This window comes from Acinetobacter sp. 826659, assembly GCF_000588515.1.
GTDB classification, from domain to species: Bacteria; Pseudomonadota; Gammaproteobacteria; order Pseudomonadales; family Moraxellaceae; genus Acinetobacter; species Acinetobacter pittii.
The window spans coordinates 1-17,531 of record NZ_JFYD01000015.1; the positions used below are offsets into that span (position 1 = coordinate 1).

Here is a 17,531-nt window from a genome sequence, read left to right on the forward strand (position 1 = left end):
TTACTGATTGATTAATCGAAATAATTTTCATTGATTGATTGGTTTAAATTACTCGAAGTTTATTTGAGCGAAATTTAAGTCAGTAATTGATGAGCCAGAATTGGTACCTTGTCTTTAAATAAGGTACAAAATGATTTTAACTGAAGAGTTTGATCATGGCTCAGATTGAACGCTGGCGGCAGGCTTAACACATGCAAGTCGAGCGGAGAGAGGTAGCTTGCTACTGATCTTAGCGGCGGACGGGTGAGTAATGCTTAGGAATCTGCCTATTAGTGGGGGACAACATTTCGAAAGGAATGCTAATACCGCATACGTCCTACGGGAGAAAGCAGGGGATCTTCGGACCTTGCGCTAATAGATGAGCCTAAGTCGGATTAGCTAGTTGGTGGGGTAAAGGCCTACCAAGGCGACGATCTGTAGCGGGTCTGAGAGGATGATCCGCCACACTGGGACTGAGACACGGCCCAGACTCCTACGGGAGGCAGCAGTGGGGAATATTGGACAATGGGCGCAAGCCTGATCCAGCCATGCCGCGTGTGTGAAGAAGGCCTTATGGTTGTAAAGCACTTTAAGCGAGGAGGAGGCTACTTTAGTTAATACCTAGAGATAGTGGACGTTACTCGCAGAATAAGCACCGGCTAACTCTGTGCCAGCAGCCGCGGTAATACAGAGGGTGCAAGCGTTAATCGGATTTACTGGGCGTAAAGCGCGCGTAGGCGGCTAATTAAGTCAAATGTGAAATCCCCGAGCTTAACTTGGGAATTGCATTCGATACTGGTTAGCTAGAGTGTGGGAGAGGATGGTAGAATTCCAGGTGTAGCGGTGAAATGCGTAGAGATCTGGAGGAATACCGATGGCGAAGGCAGCCATCTGGCCTAACACTGACGCTGAGGTGCGAAAGCATGGGGAGCAAACAGGATTAGATACCCTGGTAGTCCATGCCGTAAACGATGTCTACTAGCCGTTGGGGCCTTTGAGGCTTTAGTGGCGCAGCTAACGCGATAAGTAGACCGCCTGGGGAGTACGGTCGCAAGACTAAAACTCAAATGAATTGACGGGGGCCCGCACAAGCGGTGGAGCATGTGGTTTAATTCGATGCAACGCGAAGAACCTTACCTGGCCTTGACATAGTAAGAACTTTCCAGAGATGGATTGGTGCCTTCGGGAACTTACATACAGGTGCTGCATGGCTGTCGTCAGCTCGTGTCGTGAGATGTTGGGTTAAGTCCCGCAACGAGCGCAACCCTTTTCCTTATTTGCCAGCGAGTAATGTCGGGAACTTTAAGGATACTGCCAGTGACAAACTGGAGGAAGGCGGGGACGACGTCAAGTCATCATGGCCCTTACGGCCAGGGCTACACACGTGCTACAATGGTCGGTACAAAGGGTTGCTACCTAGCGATAGGATGCTAATCTCAAAAAGCCGATCGTAGTCCGGATTGGAGTCTGCAACTCGACTCCATGAAGTCGGAATCGCTAGTAATCGCGGATCAGAATGCCGCGGTGAATACGTTCCCGGGCCTTGTACACACCGCCCGTCACACCATGGGAGTTTGTTGCACCAGAAGTAGCTAGCCTAACTGCAAAGAGGGCGGTTACCACGGTGTGGCCGATGACTGGGGTGAAGTCGTAACAAGGTAGCCGTAGGGGAACCTGCGGCTGGATCACCTCCTTAACGAAAGATTGACGATTGGTAAGAATCCACAACAAGTTGTTCTTCATAGATGTATCTGAGGGTCTGTAGCTCAGTTGGTTAGAGCACACGCTTGATAAGCGTGGGGTCACAAGTTCAAGTCTTGTCAGACCCACCATGACTTTGACTGGTTGAAGTTATAGATAAAAGATACATGACTGATGATGTAAGCTGGGGACTTAGCTTAGTTGGTAGAGCGCCTGCTTTGCACGCAGGAGGTCAGGAGTTCGACTCTCCTAGTCTCCACCAGAACTTAAGAGAAGTTCGGATTACAGAAATTAGTAAATAGAGATTTCGGTCTTGGTTTATTAACTTCTGTGATTTAAGTATCACGGTATTAAGCATGACCTGACGAAGGCGTGTTTATTCATTAACAGATTGGCAAAATTGAGTCTGAAATAAATTGTTCACTCAAGAGTTTAGATTAAGCAATTAATCTAGATGAATTGAGAACTAGCAAATTAACTGAATCAAGCGTTTTGGTATATGAATTTAGATTGAAGCTGTACAGTGTTTAAGTACACAGACAACAGATAGTAGCGATGAAGAATCGCACGGACAACACTCACTTGTAGGTGTTGACGACTGTTTGGGGTTGTATAGTCAAGTAATTAAGTGCATGTGGTGGATGCCTTGGCAGTCAGAGGCGATGAAAGACGTGATAGCCTGCGAAAAGCTCCGGGGAGGCGGCAAATATCCTTTGATCCGGAGATTTCTGAATGGGGGAACCCACCTACTTTAAGGTAGGTATTGCAACATGAATACATAGTGTTGCAAGGCGAACGAGGGGAAGTGAAACATCTCAGTACCCTTAGGAAAAGAAATCAATTGAGATTCCCTCAGTAGCGGCGAGCGAACGGGGATCAGCCCATTAAGTTATGTGTGTTTTAGTGGAACGCTCTGGGAAGTGCGAACGTAGAGGGTGATATTCCCGTACACGAAAGGGCACACATAATGATGACGAGTAGGGCGAGGCACGTGAAACCTTGTCTGAATATGGGGGGACCATCCTCCAAGGCTAAATACTCCTGACTGACCGATAGTGAACCAGTACCGTGAGGGAAAGGCGAAAAGAACCCCTGTGAGGGGAGTGAAATAGATCCTGAAACCGCATGCATACAAGCAGTGGGAGCACCTTCGTGGTGTGACTGCGTACCTTTTGTATAATGGGTCAGCGACTTATATTCAGTAGCAAGGTTAACCGTATAGGGGAGCCGTAGGGAAACCGAGTCTTAATAGGGCGTTTAGTTGCTGGGTATAGACCCGAAACCAGGCGATCTATCCATGAGCAGGTTGAAGGTTGGGTAACACTAACTGGAGGACCGAACCCACTGTCGTTGAAAAGCCAGGGGATGACTTGTGGATAGGGGTGAAAGGCTAATCAAGCCTGGTGATAGCTGGTTCTCCCCGAAAGCTATTTAGGTAGCGCCTCGGACGAATACCATAGGGGGTAGAGCACTGTTTCGGCTAGGGGGTCATCCCGACTTACCAAACCGATGCAAACTCCGAATACCTATGAGTACTATCCGGGAGACAGACTGCGGGTGCTAACGTCCGTAGTCAAGAGGAAAACAATCCAGACCGCCAGCTAAGGCCCCAAAATCATAGTTAAGTGGGAAACGATGTGGGAAGGCATAGACAGCTAGGAGGTTGGCTTAGAAGCAGCCACCCTTTAAAGAAAGCGTAATAGCTCACTAGTCGAGTCGGCCTGCGCGGAAGATGTAACGGGGCTAAAACTATGTGCCGAAGCTGCGGATTTGACATTAGTCAAGTGGTAGGGGAGCGTTCTGTAAGCCGATGAAGGTGTATTGAGAAGTATGCTGGAGGTATCAGAAGTGCGAATGCTGACGTGAGTAACGACAAAACGGGTGAAAAACCCGTTCGCCGAAAGACCAAGGGTTCCAGTCCAACGTTAATCGGGGCTGGGTGAGTCGACCCCTAAGGCGAGGCCGAAAGGCGTAGTCGATGGGAAATTGGTTAATATTCCAATACTTCTGTGTAATGCGATGAGAGGACGGAGAAGGTTAAGTCAGCCTGGCGTTGGTTGTCCAGGTGGAAGGATGTAGGTATGTATCTTAGGCAAATCCGGGGTACTCTATACTGAGATCCGATAGCAAGCTGTACTTGTACAGCGAAGTGGCTGATACCATGCTTCCAGGAAAAGTCTCTAAGCTTCAGTTACACAGGAATCGTACCCGAAACCGACACAGGTGGTCAGGTCGAGTAGACCAAGGCGCTTGAGAGAACTCTGCTGAAGGAACTAGGCAAAATGGTACCGTAACTTCGGGAGAAGGTACGCTGTTGTTGGTGATGGAACTTGCTTCCTGAGCTGACGACAGCCGCAGAAACCAGGCCGCTGCAACTGTTTATTAAAAACATAGCACTCTGCAAACACGAAAGTGGACGTATAGGGTGTGATGCCTGCCCGGTGCTGGAAGGTTAATTGATGGGGTTAGCGTAAGCGAAGCTCTTGATCGAAGCCCCAGTAAACGGCGGCCGTAACTATAACGGTCCTAAGGTAGCGAAATTCCTTGTCGGGTAAGTTCCGACCTGCACGAATGGCATAATGATGGCGGCGCTGTCTCCAGCAGAGGCTCAGTGAAATCGAAATCGCTGTGAAGATGCAGTGTACCCGCGGCTAGACGGAAAGACCCCGTGAACCTTTACTGCAGCTTGACACTGAACTTTGACCTTACTTGTGTAGGATAGGTGGGAGGCTTTGAAGTTGGAACGCTAGTTCCAATGGAGCCGTCCTTGAAATACCACCCTGGTAATGTTGAGGTTCTAACTCTGTCCCGTTATCCGGGACGAGGACCGTGTCTGGTGGGTAGTTTGACTGGGGCGGTCTCCTCCTAAAGAGTAACGGAGGAGTACGAAGGTGCGCTCAGCGTGGTCGGAAATCACGCGTAGAGTATAAAGGCAAAAGCGCGCTTAACTGCGAGACCCACAAGTCGAGCAGGTACGAAAGTAGGTCTTAGTGATCCGGTGGTTCTGTATGGAAGGGCCATCGCTCAACGGATAAAAGGTACTCTGGGGATAACAGGCTGATACCGCCCAAGAGTTCATATCGACGGCGGTGTTTGGCACCTCGATGTCGGCTCATCTCATCCTGGGGCTGAAGCAGGTCCCAAGGGTATGGCTGTTCGCCATTTAAAGAGGTACGCGAGCTGGGTTTAGAACGTCGTGAGACAGTTCGGTCCCTATCTACCGTGGGCGCTGGAAATTTGAGAGGATCTGCTCCTAGTACGAGAGGACCAGAGTGGACGAACCTCTGGTGTACCGGTTGTGACGCCAGTCGCATCGCCGGGTAGCTATGTTCGGAAGGGATAACCGCTGAAAGCATCTAAGCGGGAAGCCTACCTCAAGATAAGATTTCCCTAGGAATTTATTCCTCTAAAGAGCCGTTCGAGACTAGGACGTTGATAGGTTGGATGTGGAAGCATAGTGATATGTGAAGCTGACCAATACTAATTGCTCGTGAGGCTTGACTATACAACACCCAAGCAGTTGTATATGAAGCATCAATCAATTCATAAATATGCAAAGCAACTTGATTTAGTTAAACACTTAGCTAAAATGAACAACGAAAATCAGACCAATCAGCCCATCTGTAAAGATTTGGAAAACGCAACGTATCACACAGTGAATAAAACGAAGCAAGTATCCATAAACAGTTGTGCTGGCGACCATAGCAAGAGTGAACCACCTGATCCCTTCCCGAACTCAGAAGTGAAACCTCTTAGCGCTGATGGTAGTGTGGGGTTACCCATGTGAGAGTAAGTCATCGCCAGCTCATTATTCTAAACACCCCCGTTCTAATGAATGGGGGTGTTTTTTTATGTGCGGAATTTAATTTTTAATAAAAGATAGTTCCAAAATTAGATTTGTATTCTGGCTGTATTCTATGAATATAATGATGAACTCTATTATTTTTGGGTACGTCCATGAAAATCAATTCTTTCTCTTCATTACCTGAAGATAATGAAGAACTCTCTCTTCCTGAATTAGTCTATTGGGCTTCTTTGGGGGACCTAGATCAGGTAGAGCAATTGCTTTTAGAAGGGCAAGATCCCAATCAGGCAGATGATGAAGGCTATAGTGCTCTACAAGCAGCTGCTGAAAATGATCATTTAGAGATAGTTCAACTCTTAATTGAAAAAGGTGCGCATGTCACTTACAAAAGTGAATACACAGCATTAGAGCTTGCAGAAATGGCAGGTAATGCTGATGTAGTGGAGTATTTAAATAGTTTATAGAATTAAAGGCCTCTTTTTTTTAGAAAAGAGGCCTTTTGTTCAATTTAAGATAAATGATATTTCTGTAGTTTCTCAATAATTGATTGAAGACCTTTTACTTCAAACTCATTAGCTTCGAATTTTTCATCTTTATTACGTTTAAATATATCTCTTATCTCTATTACAGCATTCGGGTCAATAATACTTAAACTTGAGGTGACTTGACGTATTTGGCTAATAGAACGAGAGCCATTTGTTGAACCATAGCCAATAAATGCAGCAGGTTTACCACCCCACTCCTTACCGACATAATCAAGTGCATTTTTTAAAGCTGGGCTGTAACCATGGTTGTATTCTGGGCTAATAAAGATAAATGCGTCTGCTTGAGCAATTTTGTCTGCCCATTCTTGTTGTTTAGGTTGATCATAAACCCCAGTAGCAGGTGGGTGAGAGCCTGAAAATAACGGTAAATTCCACTCTTTTAAATCAATTATTTCTGTCTGAAAATCTTCTAGATTAAATGATGGAATTGTGGATTCTAGCCAATTGGCAACTTTAATTGCTGTACGTCCTTCACGAACACTTCCTACGATAATATAGACCAGCATGTATTTTTCCTAAGAATTTTTATCTTTATAACTTAATTCATTCTATAGGTAGGAGAGAATATAGAATTTGTAAGGATTCTTATGTCACTAATAAAAATTGAATCATAAAAAAGCCCTCATTTAGAGGGCTTTTTTATTTACATTAGCTTAATGCCTTGTTGGCCTTCAGGAGTAACCTTAAATATTTCTACTTCAAAGGTAATATTTTTCCCTGCTAATGGGTGATTAAAATCAATTTCTGTAATGTCATCATTAACTGATTTTACTACACCGAATAAGGTGGTTTTTGCCTTATCTTCAAACTCGATCATATGACCAGGAATAGGGCGTTGCTCAAACTTAACTGTATCGAAAGTTTGAACATTTTCTGGATTCCACGGACCAAAAGCCTCTTCTGGTGGAAGGTGTACTGTACGGCGGTCACCTGCACGTAAACCGAATAATGCTTTTTCGAAACCTGGTAAAAGGTTTCCGTCACCAATAGTCAGACTAACTGGCTCTTCACGGCTACGTGTATTGTCAATTTCTACACCATTTTCGATAGCTACAGAAAAGTGTAGGTCGACTTTAGAGCCTTCTTGGATACGAATTTCTTCGTTAGGTTGAATAATTTCGGTCATATTATGCATCCGAATTTTGGTTACGTTGCTTCTCAAGGAAGAATGTATCAATGAGTAGCAAAATTGTACCTAGAGTGATGGCACTGTCCGCAATATTAAAAGCTGGAAAGTGATGATTTTGGTAATAAACATGAATGAAATCGACCACATAACCTAGGGTAATACGGTCAATTAAATTGCCTAAAGCTCCACCTAAAATTAAAGCGATGGCTACAGGTAGCACCACCATTTTTTTGGGCATACGCATTAACCAAAATACAAAAAGTATTGAAACTAAGCCCGCTAAAGATGTGAAGAAATAGCGCTGCCATCCTCCCGCATCAGATAAAAAGCTAAAAGCTGCACCATAGTTATGCAATAGTGTCCAGTTTAAAAATGGAAGTACAGGTACAGGATCTGCATAGTTTAGATGTGTACTCGCAATCCATTTTGTCCATTGATCCAATACAATGGCAAGGACTGAAAGTCCAAGCCAAATCAGATTATGTGGATAAAACTGGAATAAGCCTTTTTTAGCTTGTGAATTAGGCATATTTTCTCACTTCGCCACGACCAGTGACGTTCACAATACAACGACCACATAAACCAGGATGATCGGCATGTGTATTTACATCTGGAAGGACGTGCCAGCAACGTGCACATTTTTCACCTTCAGCTGCAGATATTTGTACACGTAAGCCTTCCATTTCAGTTGCTTCACCTTGCTCAGCAAATGGATGTACTACTACTTGCGAAGTAATAAGAACAAAACGGAGTTCATCAGCCAGTTGGTTTAAAACTGTTTGTAATGATTCACTTGCCCAAAGTTCAACTTTGGCTGAAAGATTACTGCCGACAAGTTTAGCGTTACGCGCTGCTTCAATCTGTTTATTTACTGCAGATTTTACGCTAATCAATGTTTGCCAATCTTCTTCAGAAAGCAAGTTTGCTTTTGATGAAACAGGCAAGTCATACCATTCTGATGTAAATACATACTTTTCAGTTTGTTCTGGAATCAGTGGCCAAGCTTCTTGAGCGGTAAAGCTTAAGATTGGGCTCATCCAACGGATAAATGCTTGGACAATATGATAAAGCGCTGTTTGTGCAGAACGACGTGCCTGAGAATCTGCTTTAGTGGTGTATTGACGGTCTTTGATAATATCTAGGTAGAAACCACCTAAATCATTAATACAGAAGCTTGTTAACGCACTACACACCACATGGAAGTTCATTTCTTCATAGGCAGTGATAATGGTTTGTTGTACTTCATTCGCACGCTGTAAGATGTATTGATCTAGAGCGATAAGGTCATCTACGTCCAGAGCATCAGTACTTGGTTTGAAACCATTTAGGTTCGCAAGCAAGAAGCGTAGGGTATTACGAATACGGCGATAGCTATCACTTACACGGCTAAAGATTTCTTTCGATGCTGCGATTTCATAACGGTAGTCGCTAGACGCTACATATAGTCGTAAACCATCTGCACCAAGCTGTTTGATGATTTCTTCAAGCGGGATATAGTTGCCTAAAGATTTCGACAATTTACGACCGTTTTCGTCCACTGTAAAACCATGAGTTAACAAGGCTTTATATGGCGCACGATTGTGAATTGCCATAGATGTTAATAAAGAAGATTGGAACCAGCCACGGTGTTGGTCTGAACCCTCTAAATATAAGTCAGCAGGGCTTTCTAATTCATCACGTTGCTCAAGTACAGCGTAATGCGTTGTACCAGAGTCGAACCATACATCGAGTGTATCGCGAACAGCGTTATATTGTTCAGCATCTTCACCGATGAAGTCTTTTGCTTCACGTTTGAACCATGCTTCGATGCCTTCTTCTTCGATCAGTTGAGCAACTTCTTCGATGAGTTCAGGTGTACGCGGGTGTAATTCGTTCGTATCTTTATGAACGAAGAATGGAATTGGAACACCCCAAGTACGTTGACGTGAAATACACCAGTCCGGACGACCTTCGATCATTGATTCAATACGGTTTTTACCCCAGTTCGGTACAAACTCGATATCATTTTCAATGGCATTAAGCGCACCTTCACGTAAACCTTTTTGATCCATGCTAATGAACCATTGTGGTGTAGCACGGAAAATAATTGGAGTCTTATGGCGCCAGCAGTGTGGGTAACTGTGTTTAATTGGCTGATGAGCCCATAAACGGCCTACAGCACCCAAAGCTTCAATAATCTTTGGATTGGCTTTATAGATGTGCTCACCAGCATAGATTGGAGCAGTTGGAAGATAAACACCGTTACCACCTACTGGGTTATCTACTTTAAGGTTGTATTGAAGACCTACTTTATAGTCGTCTGCACCGTGGCCAGGCGCTGTATGTACGGCACCTGTACCGCTTGTTGCGATAACGTGTTCACCTAAAATAACCGGAACTTGACGATCAGTAAGTAAAGGGTGTTGTAGGGTAAGGTTTTCAAGAGCCGAACCAGTAAAATCAGCTAAAACAACTGGGTTTTCAAGCTTGTAACGCTCAATCGCTGAAGCAACTAAGTCTTTAGCAAGAATGAAGTTTTGCTTACCGCGCTCAGTTGTCACTTGCACCAATTGATATTCAATTTCGGCATGCAACGCAACGGCTTGGTTAGCTGGTAATGTCCATGGTGTAGTGGTCCAGATCACGATATCTGTCGGATCTTGAACTTCTACGTTTAAACGGACACTTAAATCTTTGAGATCGACAACGCCAAAACCAACGTCAATTGCGTCAGATTTTTTATCTTCGTATTCAACTTCTGCTTCAGCAAGAGCTGAACCACAGTCCATACACCAGTTCACTGGCTTTAAGCCTGGCTGGATATGGCCATTTTTCTGGATGAGACCTAGAGCACGAACAATATCGGCTTCTTGTTTGTAATTCATGGTGAGATAAGGATTATCCCAATCACCTAAAATACCAAGACGTTTAAAGTCAGTACGCTGTAAATCAATTTGTTTTAGTGCGTATTCACGGCAAAGTTTACGGAAAGTTGCTGCGTCAACTTTTTCGCCCACTTTACCTACTTTTTCTTCGACTTTTAGTTCGATTGGTAAGCCATGACAATCCCAACCCGGAACATACGGTGCATCAAAACCTGAAAGCGTACGGCTTTTTACAATAACGTCTTTGAGTACTTTATTGACTGCGTGGCCTAAGTGAATTGTACCGTTCGCATATGGAGGGCCATCATGCAAAATATATTTTTTCTTGCCAATACGCGATGCACGAATCTGCTGATAAATGTTGTCGGTATACCACTCTTCTAACCATTTCACTTCACGTACTGCCAAATTTGCTTTCATTGCAAATTGAGTATCCGGCAGGTTTAGCGTGGCTTTGTAGTCCACTGCATTCTCAGGAGTTTGCTTATCGCTCATGCAAGTTTTCTTCCAGTTTAATCAGCTTGGGAGCTGACATGTTTTACAATCAAAATTCGAATTAAAAAGGAAATTGTGTCGTGTCGTTACGATATTGTCGTAACTGTTGCACGTCATTATCAATTCCAGCCTTAAGTGCTTCAAGCGAAGGGTAGTTCAATTCACCATGAAGATAGTGAAGAAAAGTCACCCGCATAAATAAGCCATACAGATTAGCAGAAACATCAGGGAAATGTACTTCTAATCTCCATTCTGGATGTTCTTGCTGAATGGCGGGACGTGTACCAACATGACCTGCGCCATAGAGGCTATTTTCATGATATCCGGCAATTCCCGGTTTCTCTGGTGTTTCTTGGCGCACTTTTTCAGTGAGTGAAGTTGTTTCGCAAATGACTTCAACGCCATAAATACCGTTTAAACAAGGTTTGTGGCGATTGAGTCGAACATTAATGGTTGGAAAATCAAGAGTTCGTCCAATTTGATCGCCATATTGGACACGTCCAGTAATACTGTACGGACGGCCTAATAATTTAGCTGCTAAAGCGAGATTACCCACTTGAAGTACTTGGCGAATACGGGTTGAACTGACGCGTTCACCTTCAAGTTCAATGGTATGTAAATTTGTTACTTGGAAGCCATAATCTTTTAAAAATTCACTGTTGCCTTGGCGGTCCTTACCGAAATGAAAGTCATCTCCTAAAACCAAAGACTGCGCATTTAATTTATCTTTTAATAAGTCTGCAAAGGCAGATGCGCTCATGCTACGGAAATGTTCATCAAATTTAGCAACCGCAATATAGTCAACGCCAAGCTCAGCTAGGTATTCAACTTTTTCCCGTAATGAATTAATACGAGGAGGTGCATCATAACCTTTAAAAAATTCAAGAGGTTGTGGCTCAAAAATCATGACCAGTGTTTTTAAGCCTTGTGCTGCAGCAATGTTTTTGAGTTGAGCAATCATCGCTTGGTGGCCTAAATGGACACCATCAAAATTACCAATAGTTACCGCTGTTTGAGGTAACTGAAAATTGGGCGATAACGCATTAAGACGAAGCAGTTTCATGAACTTAAAATATGGCTATTTTTGCAAGGGCTATATATTGCCATAATCTCACAGATTCGTCTTGTTGTTGTGTTTTTACTCAGTTATTTTTCAATAGAATATCTGCATATCTAAAATATTGATGATTTAAATAAAAATAAATCAATTTTTCTTATTAATGGTTTGCTCTACTATGTCTTTATCCACTCTTTGATTAGAGAACTAAGATGAAAAAACCCTTTTACCAATTAAATCAAAGCAAAGATGTTATACGACATTTTACCCCAAATTGGTTTACAGCGACTATGGGTACTGGCGTGGTTAGTATGATTTTAATCCAGCTGCCCTTTGCTCAATCATTTTTATTCAAGCTAGCTACTTGGTTATGGCAATTTAATATTGTTTTATTCAGCGTTTTTTCAGTTCTTTATTTATTGCGGTGGTTTCTTTTCCCTCATGAAGCGAAGCAAATATTTAATCATCCAAATATGAGCTTGTTTTTAGGGGCTATCCCGATGGGGCTTGCAACGATATTAAATGGTTTTTTAAGCTTCGGTGTCGGGCTTTACGGTGAAGTGGCTATCCATATTGCTCAAGCTTTATGGTACATCGATGTCTTTTTAGCATTGGCCATTGCGTGGATCGTGCCATTTTGTATGTTTAGTCGTCAGAACCATCAGCTACATACGATGACTGCAATCTGGCTTTTACCGGTGGTTGCTTGTGAAGTAGCGGCAAGTTCTGCGGGCATGTTGGTTGCACATTTACCAGCAGATGTGCACAGCTTTCATTTATTAATGGCTGGCTATGTACTTTGGGGAATCTCTGTTTTACCAGCATTCGCTATTCTGACAATTTTAATGTTACGTATGGCTTTGCATCAGTTACCTGAAAAAGAAGTCGCTATTTCTAGCTGGCTCTCTTTAGGCCCGATTGGTACAGGTGCATTAGGTTTATTGTTATTAGGGCAGCAGGCACAAAGAGTGGCGCCAAACGTAGGATTTCACCAATTTGCGAATGTCTTTCAAGCTTTAGGAGTTGTAGGCAGTCTTGTAATTTTAGGCTTTGGGTTATGGTGGCTTGGTCTTGCGATTTTAACAACGCTCCGTCACGCAAAGACAGGTATTCCATTTAACTTGGGCTGGTGGGGCTTAACCTTTCCATTAGGTGTATTTATTCTCGCATTATTTAATTTAGGACATCAGGTTGAAATTGTATTCTTACAATACGTTGCTGTCGCATTGAGTATTCTGTTATTGACGATGTGGGGCGTTGTAATGAAGAAAACGCTTGCAGGCGCATATAGCGGCCAACTGTTCTTCTCACCGTGTTTAATCGCTTTACAACAAAAAGTGCAGTAATGAAGAAAAGGTGCAAAAAGCTTTTGCACCTGATTTATACTTATTTTCTAACTTATTTAATTTTGATTTGAGCTTTTTGAATGAACACTGATATTGCTTTGATTATGGCGCTTCCTAATGAATCTAAGGGTTTATTTGAACAAGCAGGTGTTGAAGTCCATTACAGTGGTATTGGTAAGATTAATGCTGCGTTTAAAGCATTTGAAGTTATTCAAAAAACAGGCTGTAAAACTCTAATTAATTTAGGTACAGCGGGAAGCTCTGCATTTAATCGACATGATTTAGTCGAAGTAAAAACTTTTGTACAACGGGATATGGATGTTTCACCCCTAGGTTTTGAAGTCGGTGTAACGCCGTTAGATGATCATTTGGCGGCAGAGATTCATCTTCAACCACATTTTATTGATTTGCCAAAAGCAGTATGTGGAACTGGTGATTCATTTGAAACAGGTCAGCCAAAAGTAGCTTGTGATGTGGTTGATATGGAAGGCTATGCTTTAGCTAAAGTGTGCCATAAGTTAGGTGTACGATTAATTTCTGTGAAGTATATTACTGATGGGGCAGATGACACTGCACATTTGGATTGGGAAGAAAATTTATTGTTAGGCGCTCAGAAACTCCTAGCCCTTTATCAAAACCATTTCTAAAAAAAGATCGGCAAATTTGCCGATCTTTTTTATTTTAGCGAGGTAATACGCCGTATAGCATCATATGTACCGTATGCTCAATCGAACGCTGGAACATACTGCGGTTACGAAGCGTTTTACCGGTCACCATTTCCATTTGAGTTGCAAAATCTGCATAGTTTTGCGTAAGGCCCCAAATATTGAGTATTAATAACTCAGGGTCGATATCTGGGGAAATCTTTCCTTCTTCTTGCCAAGTCTGAATGACTTTAGCTTTGCGTTTAAATAGCTTTTTCAAAGGCCCTTTCAGTATAGGCAAAATATGTGGAGCGCCTTGAATAATTTCTAGTGCAAACAATCTAGATGCTTTCGGTTGGCTACGAGACAGTTCGATTTTTTGAATTAAATAGTGAGATAAGGCTTCGGCTGGTTCTAATTCAGCTTCTAAAGTTTGTAAGGGGGCCAACCATTTTTGTAAAACGGTTGTGAGCACTTCTACATATAAAGACTCTTTATTTTCATAGTAATAGAAAATATTCGACTTATGCATGTCGGCGAGTTGGGCAATTTCATCCAGACTTGCTCCACTGAACCCATAGACTGAAAATACGTCAAGGGCCGCAGCAAGAAGCTGATTGCGCTTTTGGGTACTCTTTTTTTGTTCCATCTGCTGCATAATTAAAAAAATAGTATTCCCATTGTAAGGGAAATTGTTTGATTTGTGCACAGGTGTCTTGCTTTTTTAATCAAAAAACGGCTACTTATTTGTGTAATAGATATACTATTGTGCAAAAAATAGAGAGATTCACTAGTTTATTGTTATTCTTAAAAATATTTTTTTATTTTCGCCCTAAAAAAGAGCAATAAAACAGCAGTTTTATTGCTCGTAAATTGGGCATTTTTTGGTTGAACAGTTCTCATTACTCATCGCAACCTTAAGTTGCCAAAACCGCATCGAGTACTTGTTGTTCAAGCTGAGCAAAAGTAATACTTTTTTTACGCGGGCGCGGCAAATTAACTTGGAAACTTTGAGCAATCTGACCCTTATCTAATAAAATAATACGGTCAGCTAATTGCACTGCTTCACTCACATCGTGTGTGACTAAAATTGCAGTAAAGCCTTGCTCCTTCCACAAGCGTTCAATCAAGCTTTGCATCTCAAGCCGAGTTAACGCATCTAATGCACCCAAAGGTTCGTCTAGCAACAATATGCGCGGCGTATGTGATAGTGCACGGGCTAGGGCAGTACGCTGACGTTGACCACCTGAAAGCTGGGAAGGCCATTGTCCTGATTTCTCTTTTAAACCGACTTTTTCTAGTAATTCTTCTGCTAAAGCATGTTGCGATTTTGGTAGCCCAAGTTGAACATTTTGAAGAATATTTCTCCAAGGAAGTAAACGAGGATCTTGGAACATTACTCGAATATCATCGTTCGTAATGCCTTCACGTAAATGTCGGGCAGATTTAAATTTGATTTCCCCAAAGCTGGCTTTTTCAAGTTGAGCAATTAAACGGAGTAACGTACTTTTGCCACAACCACTTCGGCCAACAATTGCTAAAAACTCACCCGGCTGGATGTGTAGGTCAAGATCTTCGAGGACCTTTACCTCGCCATAGAATTTATAAAGTTGCTCAATCAGAATCTCTGCACCTAATACAGGTTCTTGAGATTCTGTTGGTTCTTCCGGAATGAGCTGCACTTCATTCTGATTAATATTTAAATTCAGATTTGTCATGTTCTAAGCTCCCTTATTTCTGATATCCAGAGTGCCAACGTAGTAAATAGCGTTCCAAAAGCTGTGCTAAAACATCTGCCAGTTTGCCTAGTAAGGCGTACAGAAGAATACCGACCAGAACTACATCCGTTTGTAAAAACTCACGTGCATTCATGGTCATATAACCAATACCTGCTTGAGCTGAAATGGTTTCAGCAACAATGAGCAATACCCAAACCAAACCTAAAGCAAAGCGTAAACCCACTAAAATAGAAGGCATCGCACCCGGTAGAATAATTTCTTTGTAAAGCTGCCAGCGAGAAAGCCCATAGCTTTTGCCCATCTCAATCAATTGAGGGTCAACTGATCGAATACCGTGATAGGTATTAATATAAATGGGGAAGAAAACACCTACGGCGACTAAAAATAATTTTGCTGTTTCATCAATCCCGAACCACAAGATGACGAGTGGGATAAGTGCTAAGGCTGGGATGTTACGAATCATTTGTAAGGTCGTATCGAGCAGGGTAGAGGCGAAACGCGAAGACCCGTTGAGTAGACCTAATAACAAACCTAAACCGCCACCAATCAACAACCCCAGTAAAGCACGCCCTGCACTCACTTTAACGTGCTGCCAAAGTTCTCCACTCACCAGTAGATGCCAAAAAGCGGAAACAACAGCAGTAGGTGCAGGTAAAATACGGCTTTCTAAAAGACCCGAACTTGAGGCAATTTGCCAAACAACCAATAGAAGAATAGGGAAAATCCAAGGCAGCAAACGCTGCCCGATTTGTTTTGTTCCACGTGAAACAACACTTTCAGCTTTGCTCATGCAGGCTCCTTGACGGAACTATTTTGCTTCTTCTCGTCTGGAACATAATTGTTGGCAATAATTTCACCGAATGGACCGGTTAAATTTGGCTGAGCAAGTTTAGCGCGAGTTTCAATTGGTAATAACGGGAATACTAACTCTGCAAAACGAATTGATTCTTCAAGGTGTGGATAGCCTGAGAAAATAAAAGTATCAATACCTAAATCAGCATATTCCTGAATACGAGCAGCAACTGTTTCAGGGTCGCCTACAAGTGCTGTACCTGCGCCACCACGGACTAAACCAATACCCGCCCAAAGGTTTGGAGATACTTCTAGTTTGTCTCGATTACCACCATGGAGAGCTGCCATACGTTGTTGACCTACAGAGTCCATTTGTGCAAATTTTTTCTGTGCGGCAGCAATAGTCGCATCATCAAGATATTGGATAAGCTCGTTCGCTGCTGCCCAAGCTTGTTCGTTGGTTTCACGAACAATCACATGCAAGCGAATACCATAAGTTAATTTACGACCTTTAGCCTCAGCTTTAGCACGAACATGTTCGATCTTTTGTTTTACGGCTTCAGGTGGTTCACCCCACGTAAGGTAAGTATCGACTTGCTCAGCAGCCAAATCGACAGCGACGTCTGAAGAGCCACCGAACCAAAGTGGTGGGTAAGGCTTTTGAACAGGTGGGTAAAGTAGTTTTGCATCATCCACTTGTAAACGTTCACCGTGGAATGTAAAAGCTTCACCTGTATGTGAGCGTGTCAAAATCTCACGCCAGATTTTTACGTATTCATTGGCAGTTTGATAACGCGTTGAGTGATCTTCATATAAGCCATCACCGCGTAATTCAGCCTCATCACCACCAGTCACTAAGTTGAGTAACACACGGCCATTCGACAAACGGTCAAACGTTGCAGCCATACGTGCTGCCAAAGCTGGTGTGGTTACCCCTGGTCGTAATGCAACTAAAAATTTAAGGTGTTGAGTTGCATCAATTAAGCTAGCCGCCGTAATCCAAGGATCTTCACATGAACGACCTGTTGGAATAAGTACACCTTCGTAACCTAAATTATCTACTGCCACAGCAATTTGCTTCATATAGGCATGGTCAACCTGACGAGCGCCTTTACTTGTACCTAAATAGCGACTATCACCGTGGGTAGGAATAAACCAGAAAATTTTCATGTGCATTACCTATATATCTATTGAAATTACTTGGCGCCCCAAACAGCTTGTTTAATACTGATTGGTTTTGGAATGATGCCTTGTTGAGTAAAGATGTCTGCGAGTTGCTGCTGCTCAGCAATCACTTTGCTGTTAAGAGGAGCGGCTGATGAAGGGCGCGGACGGCGTTTAATAAATAAATCACTGGTTGCAGGTTTAAGACCTGTACTTTGACCAATCGCACCTGCCGTTTCTGCTTGATGACTTTGAACCCATTTATCGGCTT

The 17,531-nt window shown here is 42.9% G+C and carries 12 protein-coding genes, 2 tRNA genes, 3 rRNA genes and 1 pseudogene; 8 read left to right on the forward strand and 10 right to left on the reverse strand.

The window, feature by feature from the left end:
* Positions 1-137: 137 nt before the first annotated feature.
* From J663_RS18210 to J663_RS18235, 6 genes are all read left to right on the forward strand, one after another.
* Positions 138-1,675 (forward strand): 16S ribosomal RNA (locus J663_RS18210).
* A 59-nt stretch (positions 1,676-1,734) separates the two neighbouring features.
* Positions 1,735-1,811 (forward strand) — tRNA-Ile (locus tag J663_RS18215).
* 55 nt (positions 1,812-1,866) lie between these two features.
* Positions 1,867-1,942, forward strand: a tRNA-Ala gene (locus J663_RS18220).
* 352 nt (positions 1,943-2,294) lie between these two features.
* Positions 2,295-5,185, forward strand: a 23S ribosomal RNA gene (locus tag J663_RS18225).
* Between the two features lie 186 nt (positions 5,186-5,371).
* Positions 5,372-5,486: ribosomal RNA gene (gene rrf / locus J663_RS18230) — 5S ribosomal RNA — on the forward strand.
* The 16S, 23S and 5S rRNA genes sit together here with 2 tRNA genes alongside, the layout of an rRNA operon.
* Before the next feature lie 151 nt (positions 5,487-5,637).
* Complete coding sequence (locus tag J663_RS18235; RefSeq protein ID WP_033851400.1) at positions 5,638-5,949, forward strand: ankyrin repeat domain-containing protein; 312 nt, start codon at positions 5,638-5,640, stop codon at positions 5,947-5,949.
* A 44-nt stretch (positions 5,950-5,993) separates the two neighbouring features.
* Here J663_RS18235 and J663_RS18240 read toward each other — a convergent pair whose 3' ends face one another.
* The 5 genes from J663_RS18240 to ribF form a co-directional block, all read right to left on the reverse strand.
* Positions 5,994-6,536 (reverse strand): NADPH-dependent FMN reductase, encoded by a 543-nt coding sequence (locus J663_RS18240; protein ID WP_033851401.1) that lies wholly within the window; start codon positions 6,534-6,536, stop codon positions 5,994-5,996.
* Positions 6,537-6,673: 137 nt separating this feature from the next.
* The gene (locus tag J663_RS18245) at positions 6,674-7,156 is read right to left on the reverse strand and encodes an FKBP-type peptidyl-prolyl cis-trans isomerase (RefSeq protein WP_014208021.1); all 483 of its coding nucleotides are present in this window, start codon (positions 7,154-7,156) and stop codon (positions 6,674-6,676) included.
* A 1-nt stretch (position 7,157) separates the two neighbouring features.
* Positions 7,158-7,688 carry a signal peptidase II gene (lspA, locus tag J663_RS18250; protein ID WP_009387467.1) on the reverse strand — a complete coding sequence of 177 codons (531 nt, stop codon included), beginning with the start codon at positions 7,686-7,688 and terminating at the stop codon, positions 7,158-7,160.
* Positions 7,681-10,518: an isoleucine--tRNA ligase gene (gene ileS / locus J663_RS18255; protein ID WP_005804839.1), complete on the reverse strand. Its 2,838-nt coding sequence runs from the start codon at positions 10,516-10,518 to the stop codon at positions 7,681-7,683. The genes lspA and ileS overlap by 8 nt, the downstream gene beginning before the upstream one ends.
* 61 nt (positions 10,519-10,579) lie before the next feature.
* Positions 10,580-11,581 carry a bifunctional riboflavin kinase/FAD synthetase gene (gene ribF / locus J663_RS18260; RefSeq protein ID WP_033851402.1) on the reverse strand — a complete coding sequence of 334 codons (1,002 nt, stop codon included), beginning with the start codon at positions 11,579-11,581 and terminating at the stop codon, positions 10,580-10,582.
* 206 nt (positions 11,582-11,787) lie between these two features.
* On the opposite strand from ribF, the gene J663_RS18265 reads away from it, so the two are divergent.
* Both J663_RS18265 and J663_RS18270 read left to right on the forward strand, forming a co-directional pair.
* Positions 11,788-12,921, forward strand: a complete 1,134-nt coding sequence (locus J663_RS18265; RefSeq protein WP_033851404.1) for a TDT family transporter — start codon at positions 11,788-11,790, stop codon at positions 12,919-12,921.
* 80 nt (positions 12,922-13,001) lie between these two features.
* Positions 13,002-13,568, forward strand: coding sequence for a 5'-methylthioadenosine/S-adenosylhomocysteine nucleosidase (locus J663_RS18270; protein WP_002120771.1), 567 nt, complete (start codon positions 13,002-13,004; stop codon positions 13,566-13,568).
* 34 nt (positions 13,569-13,602) lie between these two features.
* On the opposite strand, the gene J663_RS18275 is transcribed toward J663_RS18270, so the two are convergent.
* From J663_RS18275 to J663_RS18295, 5 genes and pseudogenes are all read right to left on the reverse strand, one after another.
* Positions 13,603-14,223: a TetR/AcrR family transcriptional regulator gene (locus tag J663_RS18275; protein ID WP_005071782.1), complete on the reverse strand. Its 621-nt coding sequence runs from the start codon at positions 14,221-14,223 to the stop codon at positions 13,603-13,605.
* A 259-nt stretch (positions 14,224-14,482) separates the two neighbouring features.
* Entirely contained in the window at positions 14,483-15,283 is an 801-nt protein-coding gene (locus J663_RS18280) for an ABC transporter ATP-binding protein (protein WP_014208026.1), read from the reverse strand.
* Positions 15,284-15,296: 13 nt separating this feature from the next.
* Entirely contained in the window at positions 15,297-16,094 is a 798-nt protein-coding gene (gene ssuC, locus J663_RS18285; RefSeq protein ID WP_002120785.1) for an aliphatic sulfonate ABC transporter permease SsuC, read from the reverse strand.
* Positions 16,091-17,266 carry an FMNH2-dependent alkanesulfonate monooxygenase gene (gene ssuD, locus J663_RS18290; RefSeq protein ID WP_005071784.1) on the reverse strand — a complete coding sequence of 392 codons (1,176 nt, stop codon included), beginning with the start codon at positions 17,264-17,266 and terminating at the stop codon, positions 16,091-16,093. The genes ssuC and ssuD overlap by 4 nt, the downstream gene beginning before the upstream one ends.
* Before the next feature lie 26 nt (positions 17,267-17,292).
* Positions 17,293-17,531, reverse strand: a pseudogene (locus J663_RS18295) (aliphatic sulfonate ABC transporter substrate-binding protein); the annotation flags it as partial.